Annotated in this window: 15 protein-coding genes; 1 reads left to right on the top strand and 14 read right to left on the bottom strand. The window is 70.6% G+C overall.

The features are described from left to right. Positions 1 to 6: 6 nt before the first annotated feature. From ACEVFP_RS11615 to ACEVFP_RS11630, 4 genes are all read right to left on the bottom strand, one after another. Positions 7 to 972, bottom strand: a complete 966-nt coding sequence (locus ACEVFP_RS11615; protein WP_374999624.1) for a tyrosine recombinase XerC — start codon at positions 970 to 972, stop codon at positions 7 to 9. Positions 973 to 1,051: 79 nt separating this feature from the next. Then, entirely contained in the window at positions 1,052 to 2,182 is a 1,131-nt protein-coding gene (gene dprA / locus ACEVFP_RS11620) for a DNA-processing protein DprA (protein ID WP_374999625.1), read from the bottom strand. Between the two features lie 76 nt (positions 2,183 to 2,258). Next, the gene (locus tag ACEVFP_RS11625) at positions 2,259 to 3,845 is read right to left on the bottom strand and encodes a YifB family Mg chelatase-like AAA ATPase (RefSeq protein ID WP_374999626.1); all 1,587 of its coding nucleotides are present in this window, start codon (positions 3,843 to 3,845) and stop codon (positions 2,259 to 2,261) included. A gap of 1 nt (position 3,846) precedes the next feature. After that, the gene (locus tag ACEVFP_RS11630) at positions 3,847 to 4,209 is read right to left on the bottom strand and encodes a YraN family protein (RefSeq protein ID WP_374999627.1); all 363 of its coding nucleotides are present in this window, start codon (positions 4,207 to 4,209) and stop codon (positions 3,847 to 3,849) included. Positions 4,210 to 4,345: 136 nt separating this feature from the next. On the opposite strand from ACEVFP_RS11630, the gene ACEVFP_RS11635 reads away from it, so the two are divergent. Beyond that, positions 4,346 to 5,479, top strand: a complete 1,134-nt coding sequence (locus ACEVFP_RS11635) for an NAD(P)H-dependent flavin oxidoreductase (RefSeq protein WP_374999628.1) — start codon at positions 4,346 to 4,348, stop codon at positions 5,477 to 5,479. Here the strand turns inward: ACEVFP_RS11635 and ACEVFP_RS11640 are convergent. From ACEVFP_RS11640 to ACEVFP_RS11685, 10 genes are all read right to left on the bottom strand, one after another. Continuing rightward, complete coding sequence (locus ACEVFP_RS11640; protein WP_374999629.1) at positions 5,457 to 5,768, bottom strand: DUF2469 domain-containing protein; 312 nt, start codon at positions 5,766 to 5,768, stop codon at positions 5,457 to 5,459. The genes ACEVFP_RS11635 and ACEVFP_RS11640 overlap by 23 nt on opposite strands. Before the next feature lie 162 nt (positions 5,769 to 5,930). Further along, positions 5,931 to 6,578, bottom strand: coding sequence for a ribonuclease HII (locus tag ACEVFP_RS11645; protein ID WP_374999630.1), 648 nt, complete (start codon positions 6,576 to 6,578; stop codon positions 5,931 to 5,933). Next, the gene (gene lepB, locus ACEVFP_RS11650) at positions 6,575 to 7,240 is read right to left on the bottom strand and encodes a signal peptidase I (protein ID WP_374999631.1); all 666 of its coding nucleotides are present in this window, start codon (positions 7,238 to 7,240) and stop codon (positions 6,575 to 6,577) included. The genes ACEVFP_RS11645 and lepB overlap by 4 nt, the downstream gene beginning before the upstream one ends. Positions 7,241 to 7,338: 98 nt before the next feature. Beyond that, positions 7,339 to 7,689, bottom strand: a complete 351-nt coding sequence (gene rplS / locus ACEVFP_RS11655) for a 50S ribosomal protein L19 (RefSeq protein ID WP_374999632.1) — start codon at positions 7,687 to 7,689, stop codon at positions 7,339 to 7,341. A 326-nt stretch (positions 7,690 to 8,015) separates the two neighbouring features. Continuing rightward, entirely contained in the window at positions 8,016 to 9,248 is a 1,233-nt protein-coding gene (locus tag ACEVFP_RS11660; protein WP_374999633.1) for an ammonium transporter, read from the bottom strand. 147 nt (positions 9,249 to 9,395) lie between these two features. Beyond that, positions 9,396 to 10,070: a tRNA (guanosine(37)-N1)-methyltransferase TrmD gene (gene trmD, locus ACEVFP_RS11665; RefSeq protein ID WP_374999634.1), complete on the bottom strand. Its 675-nt coding sequence runs from the start codon at positions 10,068 to 10,070 to the stop codon at positions 9,396 to 9,398. 74 nt (positions 10,071 to 10,144) lie between these two features. Further along, positions 10,145 to 10,663, bottom strand: a complete 519-nt coding sequence (gene rimM / locus ACEVFP_RS11670; RefSeq protein ID WP_374999635.1) for a ribosome maturation factor RimM — start codon at positions 10,661 to 10,663, stop codon at positions 10,145 to 10,147. Between the two features lie 7 nt (positions 10,664 to 10,670). Continuing rightward, entirely contained in the window at positions 10,671 to 10,916 is a 246-nt protein-coding gene (locus ACEVFP_RS11675; protein ID WP_374999636.1) for an RNA-binding protein, read from the bottom strand. Between the two features lie 2 nt (positions 10,917 to 10,918). Beyond that, positions 10,919 to 11,404 (bottom strand): 30S ribosomal protein S16, encoded by a 486-nt coding sequence (rpsP, locus tag ACEVFP_RS11680; RefSeq protein WP_374999637.1) that lies wholly within the window; start codon positions 11,402 to 11,404, stop codon positions 10,919 to 10,921. Positions 11,405 to 11,621: 217 nt separating this feature from the next. Further along, complete coding sequence (locus ACEVFP_RS11685) at positions 11,622 to 12,392, bottom strand: crotonase/enoyl-CoA hydratase family protein (RefSeq protein ID WP_374999638.1); 771 nt, start codon at positions 12,390 to 12,392, stop codon at positions 11,622 to 11,624. Between the last annotated feature and the right edge of the window lie 9 nt (positions 12,393 to 12,401).

Consider the following 12,401-nt stretch of genomic DNA (forward strand, 5'->3'; position numbering starts at 1 on the left):
GTCGAGTCACGCGCGCGGATGAGCCTGTCGGTACGCGGCGCGCAGTCGCTCGGAGCTGACGTGGGTGTAGATCTGCGTGGTCCCCAGCGAGGCGTGGCCGAGGATCTCCTGGACACTGCGCAGGTCCGCCCCTCCCTCGAGCAGGTGGGTGGCAGCACTGTGGCGCAGCCCGTGGGGGCCGAGGTCGGGCGCTCCGTCGACCGCCGCCAGGCGCTCGTGGACGATCCGGCGGGCCGCACGCTGGTCCAGTCGCCCACCACGCACACCGAGCCAGAGCGCGGCAGTGTTCCTGTCCGCCGCCCGCGGCCCGGCACCCCCGCCGGTGGTCCTGCGCTGGGCAAGTGCCGGCCGCCCGTCCTGCACCCAGCGCTGCAGTGCGTCCGCCGCGGGAGCCCCGAAGGGCACAGCGCGCTCCTTGCGCCCCTTGCCCATCACCCGGACGATGCGGCGCTCAGAGTCGACGTCGTCGACGTCCAGACCGCACAGCTCGCCCACCCGGATACCGGTGGCATAGAGCAGCTCGAGCAGCGCGAGGTCACGCAGCGCCACCGGTCCGTCGTCGGTGATCGCCGCGGCGGTGGCCTCCAGGAGCTGCCGGACGTCCGCCCGGCTCAGTGCCGTGGGCAGCTCGCGATGCGCCTTGGGGCTCGCCAGCAGTGCCCCCGCGTCGGACTGGGCTCGACCGGTGCGCACCAGCCAGGCCGTGAAGACCCGCGTGGAGGTGGCCCGCCGCGCGAGGGTCGTGCGAGCACGGCCGAGGGTCTGCTGGGTGGCGAGGTGACTGCGCAAGGAGCGCAGCGTGAGGTCGCTCGGATCGTCGATGCCCAGCCGGGCGCTGTGCTCGGCCAACGTCGTGAGGTCGGTGAGGTAGGCGCGGACCGTGTGCTCGGACAGCCCGCGTTGATGACGCAGGTGCTCCTCGAAGGCGCCCAGCGCCTGCGACCACACCTCGGGGACGTCCACGGACACCACTGTGCAGGCTCCTCGGCCTGCGAGCACCGAGCCACGCCGCACCGACGCACACCATGAGCCCCCGGCGGGACGGCAGCGCTCATCCGATGTCGGCCCGGCGTGCCAGCAGCCAGCCACCCACGGTGCTCTCGGCAAGACCGCGACGCTGAAGCTGCTTCAGACACCTGCCGGCCTCCCGCGTCGTGAGACCGGCACGATCGGCCACCCCTCGGACAGTCAACACCTCACGCCACTGCAGGGCGTCGAGGACTCGTCGCGCGTCGGCGGGCAGCTGGTCGAACTCGGTGGCCGCTCCCCCGGGCTCCGGCTCGGACAGGGCTCCGGGACCGGCCAGCTCGGCGAGGACGTCCCGGCCCTCCGTCACGAGTACCGCCTTGCCGTCCCTGACCGCGCGGTGGCAACCGGCGGACTGCTGGGACGTGACCGGGCCGGGCACCGCCATGCAGGCACGTCCGAGGGCGTCGGACCAGCGCAGCGTGTTGAGGGCACCACTGCGCCGAGCAGCCTCGACGACGAGCGTCCCACCGGCCAACGCGGCGATCAGCCGGTTGCGGGACAGGAAGCGGGACTTGGTGGGTGTCTGGCCCGGCGGCTGCTCGCTCACGACCAGCCCCTCCTCGGCGATCCGGGTCAGCAGCGCGGCATTGGCCCTGGGATAGTCCAGGTCCGCACCGCAGGCCAGGACGGCGATCGACGCGCCGCCGAGCGCGAGGGCACCCCGATGGGCCGCGGCATCGACGCCGAACGCCGCACCGCTGACCACGGTAACTCCCGCATCCGCCGCATCGGCTGCGATCTCCGAGGCCACCTCGGTGCCGTAGGCGGTGCAGTCCCGGGCGCCGACCACCGCGAGGGACCGCTCGGCCAGGGCGGCCAGACGCCCGCCACCCCTGATCCACAGACCCACCGGCGGGCCGCCGGCGTCCTGCGCGGCCTCCACGTGGGCCAGGTCGTCGAGGGCGCACGGCCACTCCCGTGACCCGGGGACGACCCAGCGCAGTCCGTGCTCCTCGACGCGTGCCTTCACCCGATCCACCCGCGCATCCAGGGTGGCGGTCCGCTCGCGCCAGGGCCCCGGAATGGAGCTGCCCCCGCGCAGGATGGCTGCGACGAGCTCGCCAGGCTCGACGTCGCGCAGCAGGATCCCCAGCCGCGGGTCGCCGGGCTCGGTCAGCAGGGACAGCCGGAGCCGGTCGTCCGCCTCGCTCACTGCGCCACGCCCTCGAAAGGCCCATGGTGGGAACGTGCCCGCTTGAAGTGTCCGCTGTTCACCGGCTGACGCTCGTTCATGACGCCTCCCCCACGACGTCACGCAACCCGCTGCCCAGAGGCGTCCCGCGCCGCAGCGCGAGTGCCAGGTCGACGTCGTCGCCGTCCGGCCGATCGTGTCCTCGCAGGTCCGAGACCGTCCAGGCGACCCTCAAGATGCGATCGGCCGAGCGTGCGGAGAGCTTGCGCGCGTTGAGCTGGGCCTCGACCAGGGCGCGGCCCGCGTCCGTGACCGGCCAGTGCTTGCGCAGGTCAACCCCGGGGATATCGGTGTTGAGCGTCCACGGCGTGTCCGCGAGTCGTTCGGCCTGCCGCCTCCTCGCCTCGGCGACGAGCGGCGCGAGATCAGCCGTTGACCTCCCACCGCCGATCGCCTGGGCCAGCGCGGGCCGGGTGGGCGGCACGAGAGTGCGGTGGATGTCGATCCGGTCGCGCACCGGCCCGGAGATGCGGTCGCGGTAGCGGCGTCGCATGAGCGGCGTGCAGTCGCACTGCTCCGCGACCGAGCCGCCCTGACCACACGGGCACGGGTTGGCGGCGAGCACCAGCTGGAACCGGGCCGGGAACATCGCCGTCTGCGCCGATCGGGAGACCACCACGTGGCCGCTCTCAAGGGGTTGTCGCAGGGCGTCGAGCACGTTGGAGGCGAACTCCGGCGCCTCGTCGAGGAAGAGGACGCCGCGGTGCGCGACCGAGAGGGCACCGGGTCTGATGCCCCGCGTCCCTCCGCCGACGATGGCGACGGCCGTGGCCGTGTGGTGCGGGTCGACGAACGGCGGGCGCCGCACGAGCGGAGCGTCCGCCGGCAGCACACCGGCCAGTGAGTGCACGGCGCTGACCTCCAGCGCCTGCCCGTGGTCCAGATCCGGGAGCAGTCCCGGCAGTCGCTGCGCGAGCATCGTCTTGCCGATCCCCGGCGGACCGGTCATGAGCACGTGGTGTCCACCGGCCGCAGCGACGATGACGGCGGTGCGGCTGTCCTCCTGACCTGCCACGTCCGCAAGGTCGAGCTCGCCGTGTCGTCCGGCACCGCCCCAGGCGGCCGTGCCGGACGCGTCGTCCAGGGGTGGCACGACCGGGTCGTCGGGCTCCGGTTCGCCCGTGAGCATCGCCAGACAGTGACGGAGGGACCGAGCACCGACCACGTCGATGCCGGGGACGAGCCGGGCCTCCGGCGCGTTCACCTCCGGCACGACGATCGTGGCGAAGCCGGCCTCCGCTGCGGCCAGCGTCGCCGGCAGCACCCCACGGACCGCGCGGAGCCGACCATCCAGGGCCAGCTCGCCTACGTATGCCGTCGTGGCGAGCAGCTCGGAGGCGATCACCCGTTTGGCGGCGAAGACCGCGAGTGCCATGGCGAGGTCGTAGTGGGAGCCACTCTTGGGCAGCGTGCTGGGCGCGAGGTTGATGGCGACCCGGTGGTCGGGCCAGGAGGTCCCCGAGTTGATGACCGCCGCCCGGACACGCTCGCGCGCCTCGCTGACGATCGTGTCGCCCAGGCCGACGACGATCGTGCCCGGCATGCCGGAGCTGACGTCGACCTCCACCTCCACGGGCCGGCCCACGAGCCCCTCCAGGGCCACGGAGTGCGCCACGCCCGCCATGTCAGGCCACCCCGCTGATGCGTTCGACCCGTGCGGCGCCCCGTCGTGGCACCGTGACAGCGACGACGTCGATGCGCAGAGCGGGCGGCTCGACGTCGTGGACCTCCAGCCAGTGCGCCGCGAGTCGTCTCAACCGGGCTGCCTTGTGCGACGTCACCGCCTCCAGCGGGGAGCCGTAGGCGCTCCCGGTGCGTGTCTTGACCTCGCACACCACGAGCGTCGTGCCGTCGCGGGCGATGATGTCGATCTCGCCGTACCGACTGGTCCAGTTGCGCTCGATGACCGTCATGCCGAGCGACTCCAGGTGGCTGGCAGCGACCTGCTCGCCGTAGCGGCCGAGGGCGTGGTTGCGGGCGTACGTCATGGTCCAAGCCTCGGTGGACCTGCAGCGTCGCGGCGGCCCTCGTCTGCGATGCTGTGGGAACCTCCCGTTCCGGGACGTGGCTGTGGACGAAAAGCGTCTCCCACCCCGGGAGCACGGTGACCAGGAGGAGTCGACGATGAGCGCACACCAGACGTCGGACCCGACCTCGATCCCCGGCTCGGCGTGGTGGCGTGACCTCGGCGTGCGTCACCCGATCATCCAGGCGCCCATGGCCGGGACCGCCACCCCGGAGCTGGCGGCCGCCGTGAGCAGCGCCGGCGCGCTCGGCTCGATCTCGATCGCAAGCTCGTCGCTGCAGCAGGCGGGCACCATGATCGAGCGCACCCGCGAGCTCACCGACCGTCCGTTCAACGTCAACGTCTTCTGCCACCGGCCGGCAGCCCACGACCCAGAGTCCGACACCGCCTGGCTCGGCCACCTGCGTCCGTGGTTCGAAGAGCTCGGGATCGGCACGCCGGACGCCCTGTCCGACGGATACACGAGCCTGGTGGCGCCGCGCCCGGACACTGACGATGAGGACCTCGCCCAGCTGCAGCTGCTGCTGGAGCACCGGCCCGACGTGGTCAGCCTGCATCTCGGCCTGCCAGCGGCAGAACGCATCACCGCCCTACGCAACGCCGGGATCACGGTGCTCGCCTCGGTCACGTGCGTCGAGGAGGCCGAGCAGGCGCTGGCGGCGGGAGTCGACGTACTCGTCGCGCAAGGAGTGGAGGCCGGCGGCCATCGCGGAGTCTTCGATCCTGCCGTCGACCCTGGCGTGGGCGTCGACGATCTGGTGCCCACGGTGGCCGCGTCGAGCCAGACCCCGGTCGTCGCGGCCGGAGGGCTGATGGACGGCGACGACGTCGCACGGATGATCTCCCTCGGTGCGAGCGCCGCGCAGCTGGGCACCGCTTTCGTGCCGTGCCCGGAGTCGGCTGCCGACGAGCGCTACCGGCGGGTGCTCGCGGGCGCGTCGCAGACGGCGATCACCCGGGTGGTCTCGGGCCGGCCGGCGCGCGGCGTGGTGAACCGCTTCATGACGGAGGTCGACCGGCCCGGGCGCCCCGAGACGCCCGCCTTCGCCCACCCGTACTCGGCCGGCAAGGCTCTCATCGCCGGGGCTGCTGCAGCCGGCGACGACGGTTTCGGCTCACACTGGGCCGGCACCGGAGTGGCCCGCGCCCGCGCACTGCCGGCCGCGGACCTCGTGGACGTTCTCGCCCAGGAGCTGCAGACCGCGCTGCTCAGCTCCCGTCCGCAACCTTGACGTCTGAGTCGGCCAGCTCCTCGACGTTGACGTCCTTGAAGGTCAGCACCTTGACGTTCTTGGCGAACCTCGCCGGACGGTAGATGTCCCACACCCAGGCGTCGGTCATGGTGACCTCGAAGTAGGCATCCCCGGTCTCCGAGCGCACCTTCACGTCCACGGCGTTGCACAGGTAGAAGCGTCGGTCGGTCTCCACGACGTACTTGAAGATCCGGACGACGTCCCGGTACTCCTTGTACAGCGCGAGCTCCTGCTCGGACTCATAGCGCTCGAGATCCTCTGAGCTCATGCGATCACGCCCTCAAGAAGAACAAGCATAGGAACGTGACCGCATGAGATGTACTGAATGTTCGCTCGCTGGCGCTCGCTCATGCGATCACGCCCTCAAGAAGAACAAGCATAGGAACGTGACCGCATGAGATGTACTGAATGTTCGCTCGCTGGCGCTCGCTCATGCAGAACCCTCCATGGCTGCTCGGACGTTGACGTAGCTGAGACGGTGCTCCGGACACGGACCGTGCTCGGTGAGCGCTGCCTGGTGCATGCTCGTGTTGTATCCCTTGTGGGTCGCGAAGTCGTACTCGGGGTACCGCTCGTGCAGCTCGACCATGATCCGGTCCCGGGTCACCTTGGCCACCACGGACGCCGCCGCGATCGATGCGGCCACCCGGTCACCCTTCCAGACCGCGAGCCCCGGCACACCGAGACCGTCGACCGGGAACCCGTCGGTCAGCACGTAGCCGGGGCGCGTCTCCAGCTTCCACAGTGCCCGCCGCAGGGCAGCGATGTTGGCCTTGTGCAGGCCGATCCGGTCGCACTCCCCTGGCGCGATCGCCACCACCGACACGTCGACCGCCCGCTCATGGATGCGCGCGAAGCATGCTTCCCGTTGGGCCGGAGTCAACAGCTTGGAGTCCGCGAGGCCACGGATGGGACGCTCGAGCACGACGGCCGCGGCCACGAGCGGCCCGGCGCACGCCCCGCGCCCGGCCTCGTCGACCCCGGCCACCGGATCAAGGCCGCGACGCTCCAGTGCCCGCTCGTACCCGTACAGGCCCGCGTCGCGGCGCACCGTGCGGCCCGAGGCGAGACTGGTCACGACCTCGGGACGGACTCGAACGTGTCGGGACTGCGCAGGAACCCGATGCGCTTGAACGGCCAGACCCGCAGCCAGGCCTTGCCGACGACCGACTCGGTGGCGATGAATCCCCCGCCCGGGTCGCCCTGGTGCATCCGTGAGTCGGCGGAGTTGCCGCGATTGTCGCCCTGCACCCACAGGTACCCGTCCGGCACCTCGACCTCGAAGGTCGTGTCTGCGTTGACGGAGGGGTCGAGCAGGTAGCGCTCGTCGACGGGCTCGCCGTTGACCTGCAGGCGGCCCTGCTCGTCGCAGCACTGCACGGTGTCGCCACCGACTCCCACGACCCGCTTGATGAGGTGGCCGCCCGTGGGGAACAGGCCGATCATCTCCAGCCCGCGCTGCAGGACGTTGGACGGCTCGCCGGACTCCGTGTCGGTGAGCCAGCCGCCCGGGTCGTCGAAGACCACGATGTCGCCGCGGTCGGGATCACCGCTCCAGTAGGACACCTTCTGGACGAGGATCTTGTCATCGACGAGCATCGTCGGCTCCATCGACTCCGACGGGATGTAGAACGCCTGGAGGAAGAACGCCTTGACGATGATCGCCATGACGACAGCGGTGACGACCAGCAGGATGGACTCCTGCCAGACAGGAAGCTGGCGCTTGGCGGTATCGCTCACGCGATCACGTCCATTCGCTGACTCTCGCTCACCCGGGGAGCCTAGCCGCAGACGCCCAGCGTGACGCGATGGACATGCCGAGGACCCGGTCGAGCCGCTCAGTCCTCGCGCTTCTCCTTGATCTTGGCGGCCTTGCCGCGCAGGGAGCGCAGGTAGTACAGCTTGGCGCGACGCACGTCGCCTCGTGTGGCGACCTCGATCTTGTCGATGACGGGCGTGTGCAGCGGGAAGGTGCGCTCGACGCCGACGCCGAAGCTGACCTTGCGGACGGTGAAGGTGCGGCCGACGCCCGAGCCCTGCACCTTGATGCAGACGCCCTGGAACACCTGGACGCGGGAGCGGTTGCCCTCGACCACCTTGACGTGGACCTTGAGGGTGTCGCCGGCACGGAAGTCCGGCACGTCGTCGCGCTTGGCCTGCGCCGCGATCTGGTCGACAACGTTGGTCATGATTGCTCCTCGCTGGTGCCACAGGTCACCGACGGTGTTCAGAAAGTGTGGTTCGGGGTGGAACTCCCCGGCGTCGCGTGACAACTCCCCTGTGGCAGAGGCGTCCGGCGCCAAGGAGCAATTCTGCCACAGCCGGTACGGGCGAGAGAAATCGACGCCAGGAAAGGAAGGGCGGGGCGGGAAACGGAACCGGCGGGGGTCCCGGGCCGTGGGCGGGAAACAGAACCCCGGGGCCAGACCCGAGGTCGCCACCACCGGCGAGCTCACGCCACCCACCCCAGGGCCGGGCCCCCGGCGGGGGTCCCGGGCCCTGGGCGGGAAACGGCTCAGTCGAGTGAGTAGCCCTCGCCACCGTGCAGCACCGAGTCGATGCCGGCGACCTCGTCCTCCTCCTTCACGCGGAATCCGATCGTGACGTCGATGATCTTGCCGAGCACGAAGGCGACGACGGCCGAGTAGGCCATGACCGCGATCACCGGCGGGATCTGGACCAGGAGCTGGTCGATGCCGCCCCCGAGGAACAGGCCCGAGTCGGAGAACGTGCCGGCCTCGGGGTCGAAGGTGGTGGCGAAGAAGCCCAGGTAGAGGCAGCCGACCAGGCCGGCGACCAGGTGCAGGCCGACCACGTCGAGGGAGTCGTCGTAGCCGAGCTTGTACTTGAGGTCGATGGCGAAGCAGCAGACGGCTCCGGCGATGATGCCGAGCACGATCGTCCACAACGGTGTCAGGTTGGCGCACGCGGGGGTGATGGCGACCAGACCGGCGACGATGCCGGAGGCAGCGCCAACAGCGGTGGCCTTGCCGTCCCTGAAGTGCTCCACGACGATGAAGCCGAGGATGCCGGCCGCCGGGGCCAGGACGGTGTTGATGAAGATCAGCGCACCCGTGCCGTCGTCCTCGGCCGCACCGGCGTTGAAGCCGAACCAGCCGAACCACAGGATCGACGCGCCGATGAGCACCAGGGGCACGTTGTGGGGGGCGACCTCCTCCTTGCTGAAGCCCGCGCTGCGCTTGCCGAGGACGATCGCGAGGGCGAAGGCGGCGGCGCCGGCGCTGATGTGCACGACCGTGCCGCCGGCCCAGTCGAGGACGACGGCGTCGCCGATGGTGAAGTTCTCGATCCAGCCGCCACCCCAGATCCAGCCCTGGGTCGGGAAGTAGACGATGGTCGCCCACAGGCCGGCGAACAGCAGCCAAGGGAAGAACCGAGCGCGGTCGGCGACGGCGCCGGAGATCAGTGCCGTGGTGATGACGGCGAACGTCGAGGCGAACGCGATGCCGGCGAGGTCGCCCGGTGCCGAGGTGGCGATGTCGGTGAGACCGAAGTCGGAGAACGGGTTGCCGTACAGCTTTCCGATGCCGGCGTTGTCCATGGTGCCGAGGTTGTTGCCGTAGAGGACCCACAGGACGAAGACCAGGCCCATGGCGCCGAAGCTCAGCATCATCATGGAGACGACGCTCTTGGCCTTGACGAGTCCTCCGTAGAAGAACGCCAGGCCCGGCGTCATGAAGAGGACCAAGGCTGCTGTCACCAGCAGCCAGATGATATCGGGGGACATGAAGAACCTCTCTGGGAACAGTGGAGTGCACCAGCAGCGCCGTTGCTGCCGAACGTGCCGTGCTGCCCAGTGAGTGTGGTTCTGCGGTGTTGTGACCGGCTTGCGAGTGTGTGTCGGGCAGGTTACGCCCTGACCGTGCTCGTTAAATCAACGTGTCGGGCGCCGTGCGGCGGTGCGCTGCTCGGCCTGCTGGCGGCGCCAGCGTGCGATCGCGCCGTGGTCGCCGGAGCGCAGGACGTCGGGCACCTCGAGCCCGCGCCAGCTGGCGGGCTTGGTGTAGACGGGGTACTCCAGGAGGCCGTCGGGGCCGTGGGACTCCTCGGCGAGCGAGTCGGGATTTCCCATGAATCCCGGGAGCAGGCGCACGACGGCCTCGATGACGGCCAGAGCGGCCACCTCTCCCCCGTTGAGGACGAAGTCGCCGAGTGAGACCTCCTCGACCCGCCAGTGGGCGGTGGCGTGGTCGATGACGCGTTGGTCGATGCCCTCGTAGCGGCCACAGGCGAACACCAGGTGCGACTCGGTCGCGAGCCGCTCGGCGTCGCGCTGGGTGAAACGGCGGCCCGACGGGGTGGGGACGATGACGACGGCCGCGTCACTGGTCACCGCGTCCAGGGCCTCGCCCCACGGCTCGGGTCGCATGACCATGCCAGCACCGCCACCGTAGGGCGTGTCGTCGACGGTGCGGTGCCGGTCGTGGGTGAAGTCGCGCAGGTCGTGGGCGTGGACGTCGAGCAGTCCGGTGGTGCGGGCCCGTCCGGCCAGCGAGAGGTCGAGGACGTCGAGGTAGGCCGGGAAGATCGAGACCACGTCGATGCGCATCACCGGACCCCCTGGCACTGGACTCTCTGGCACTGGGCCCTCCGGCACTGGGCCCTCCGGCACTGGGCCTTCGGTCATGGAGCCTCCTCGGCCTCGTCGGGGTCCAGCAGACCCGGCACGTCGGCCACGGTGAGCGTGCCGGCCGCCAGATCGACGTCGGGCACGAGTGCCTCCACGAACGGGACGAGCACCTCGCGACCGTCCACGTCGATCGCGAGCAGGTCCTGGGCCGGCAGGTGGGTCACCTCGCGGACGACGCCGATCCGTTCACCCGTGCCGCGCCGGACGTCGAGACCGACCAGCTGGTGGTCGTAGAACTCATCATCGGCCTCGGGGACGGCGGCAGGGTCGACCTCGGCCCTGAGGAGCTGTCCGTGCAGTGCCTCGGCGGCGGTGCGGTCCTCGATGCCGACGAAGCGCACCAGCAGTCGGCCGGAGTGCCGGCGCGACCCGGCGACCTCGAGCGGACCGTCGTCGCCAGACAGCGACGAGCCCGGCGCGAATCTGCGCTCGGGCTCGTCGGTGCGGACCTGGACCGTCAGCTCACCGCGGATCCCGTGGGCTCGGGAGACGCGGCCGACGACGACCTCCACGGTCTCCTCAGCGCTGTCGGTCGACGTCGACGAAGTCGATACGGGCCGAGCCGGCCACCGCTGCGGTGACCGTACGGATCGCCGTGGCCGTGCGACCCTGGCGTCCGATGACCTTGCCCAGGTCGGTGGGGTTGACGCGTACCTCGAAGAGGTCACCTCGCCGGGTCTGCTTGGTGCGGACGTCGACGTCTTCGGGGTTGTCGACGATGCCGGAGACGAGGTGCTCGATGACCTCCTGCGTCTGCGACGTCATGCTCAGGCCTTCTCCTCGGCGGCAGGCTCCGCCTTGGACTCCTCAGCCTTCGGCTCCTCCGCCTTGGACTCCTCGGCCTTGGGCTCCTCAGCCTTCGGCTCCTCGGCCTTGGGCTCCTTGTCGGCCTTCTTGGCCTTCTTGGTGGTGGCTGCGGCCTTGGGCTCGGCGTGCATCTCCTTGAGAGCGGCGTCGAAGAGCTCAGCCTTGTCGGTCTTGGGCTCGGGCTGCTTCAGGCTGGCCTGGCCACCGATGTCGCCGGTGATCTTCAGGATCGCCGCGACGGCCTCGGTGGGCTGGGCGCCGACCCCGAGCCAGTACTTGGCGCGCTCGGACTCCACATGGATGGTGGAGGGCTCGGTCTTGGGGTTGTAGGTGCCGATCTCCTCGATCACGCGACCATCGCGCTTCTTGCGCGAGTCGGCGACGACGATGCGGTAGAACGGCGTGCGGATCTTGCCCATCCGCTTGAGGCGAATCTTGACGGCCACGAGTGTGGTGTCTCCTTGGTGCTCGAAGTGATGACGGGACGCCGCGCGTGGGGCACGCGACGCATCGAAGTCGGTGGGCCGGGTTCCGTGTGGCTGAGAGGGTCCTCACGGGCCCGGACGCAATGGGTCATTGTGCCAGAGGCGGGCCGCAGCATCCAATCGCCCCGACGCCACTCACCCCGACGCCACTCAGAAGACCCTGTTGATCCGGTCCGGCTCAGAATGCGCCATGCCGTCCGGCGCCCCCGACGAAGCGGGCCGCGCCCCTGGCTCCCTCGGCAGCGACCACGGGCACGCCGTGGGCGCCCTCTGAGCGCAGCGCGTCGGCGAGGTCGAGGTCCCACTGGGCGAGTGTCGAGGCGCGGTCAGCCCGCAGGCAGGTCTGCGGGAACTCCGCGAGCTGCTCGGCGATGCCATGAGCCACCGTGAGCGACTCCCCCAGCGGCACGACTCGGTTGGCCAGGCCCATCTGCAGCGCCTCGTGTGCCTCGACGGGCCGGCCGGTCAGGATCATGTCGAGGGCACGGCCCTGGCCGACGATCCGGGGCAGCCGGACGGTGCCGCCGTCGATGAGCGGCACACCCCACCGGCGGCAGAACACGCCGAACACGGCGTCCTCCTCCACGACCCTCAGGTCCGCCAGCAGGGCCAGCTCCAGCCCGCCGGCCACCGCGTGACCGGACACGGCGGCGACGACGGGCTTGCTCAACGCCAGTCGCGTCGGCCCCATCGGGCCGGTGCCACCGCCGGTGGGGTCCAGCTCGTGCTGCCTGGCGGGCTCGTCGACGGCCGAGAGGTCGGCGCCGGCGCAGAACGTCCCCCCGGCGCCGTGCAGGACCGCGACGGCCAGCGATTCGTCGTGCTCGAAGGTCAGGAACGCCTCACGGAGCTCGGCAGCCATCGGCCCGTCGACGGCATTGCGCACCTCTGGGCGGTCGAGGGTGATGGTGACGACGGCGTCGTCGACGTCGTAGCGCACATGACTCATGCGATCACC

The organism is Aeromicrobium sp. CTD01-1L150, from assembly GCF_041951745.1.
In the GTDB taxonomy this organism is placed as follows: domain Bacteria; phylum Actinomycetota; class Actinomycetes; order Propionibacteriales; family Nocardioidaceae; genus Aeromicrobium.

Coding starts and splice junctions, on each gene's coding strand:
- ACEVFP_RS11660 (WP_374999633.1), bottom strand. CDS start 9,248: ATGTCCCCCGATATCATCTGGCTGCTGGTGACAGCAGCCTTGGTCCTC.
- ACEVFP_RS11630 (WP_374999627.1), bottom strand. CDS start 4,209: ATGACGTACGCCCGCAACCACGCCCTCGGCCGCTACGGCGAGCAGGTC.
- ACEVFP_RS11675 (WP_374999636.1), bottom strand. CDS start 10,916: ATGACGTCGCAGACGCAGGAGGTCATCGAGCACCTCGTCTCCGGCATC.
- ACEVFP_RS11625 (WP_374999626.1), bottom strand. CDS start 3,845: ATGGCGGGCGTGGCGCACTCCGTGGCCCTGGAGGGGCTCGTGGGCCGG.
- ACEVFP_RS11640 (WP_374999629.1), bottom strand. CDS start 5,768: ATGAGCTCAGAGGATCTCGAGCGCTATGAGTCCGAGCAGGAGCTCGCG.
- trmD (WP_374999634.1), bottom strand. CDS start 10,070: ATGCGCATCGACGTGGTCTCGATCTTCCCGGCCTACCTCGACGTCCTC.
- ACEVFP_RS11635 (WP_374999628.1), top strand. CDS start 4,346: ATGAGCGCACACCAGACGTCGGACCCGACCTCGATCCCCGGCTCGGCG.
- rplS (WP_374999632.1), bottom strand. CDS start 7,689: ATGACCAACGTTGTCGACCAGATCGCGGCGCAGGCCAAGCGCGACGAC.
- ACEVFP_RS11685 (WP_374999638.1), bottom strand. CDS start 12,392: ATGAGTCATGTGCGCTACGACGTCGACGACGCCGTCGTCACCATCACC.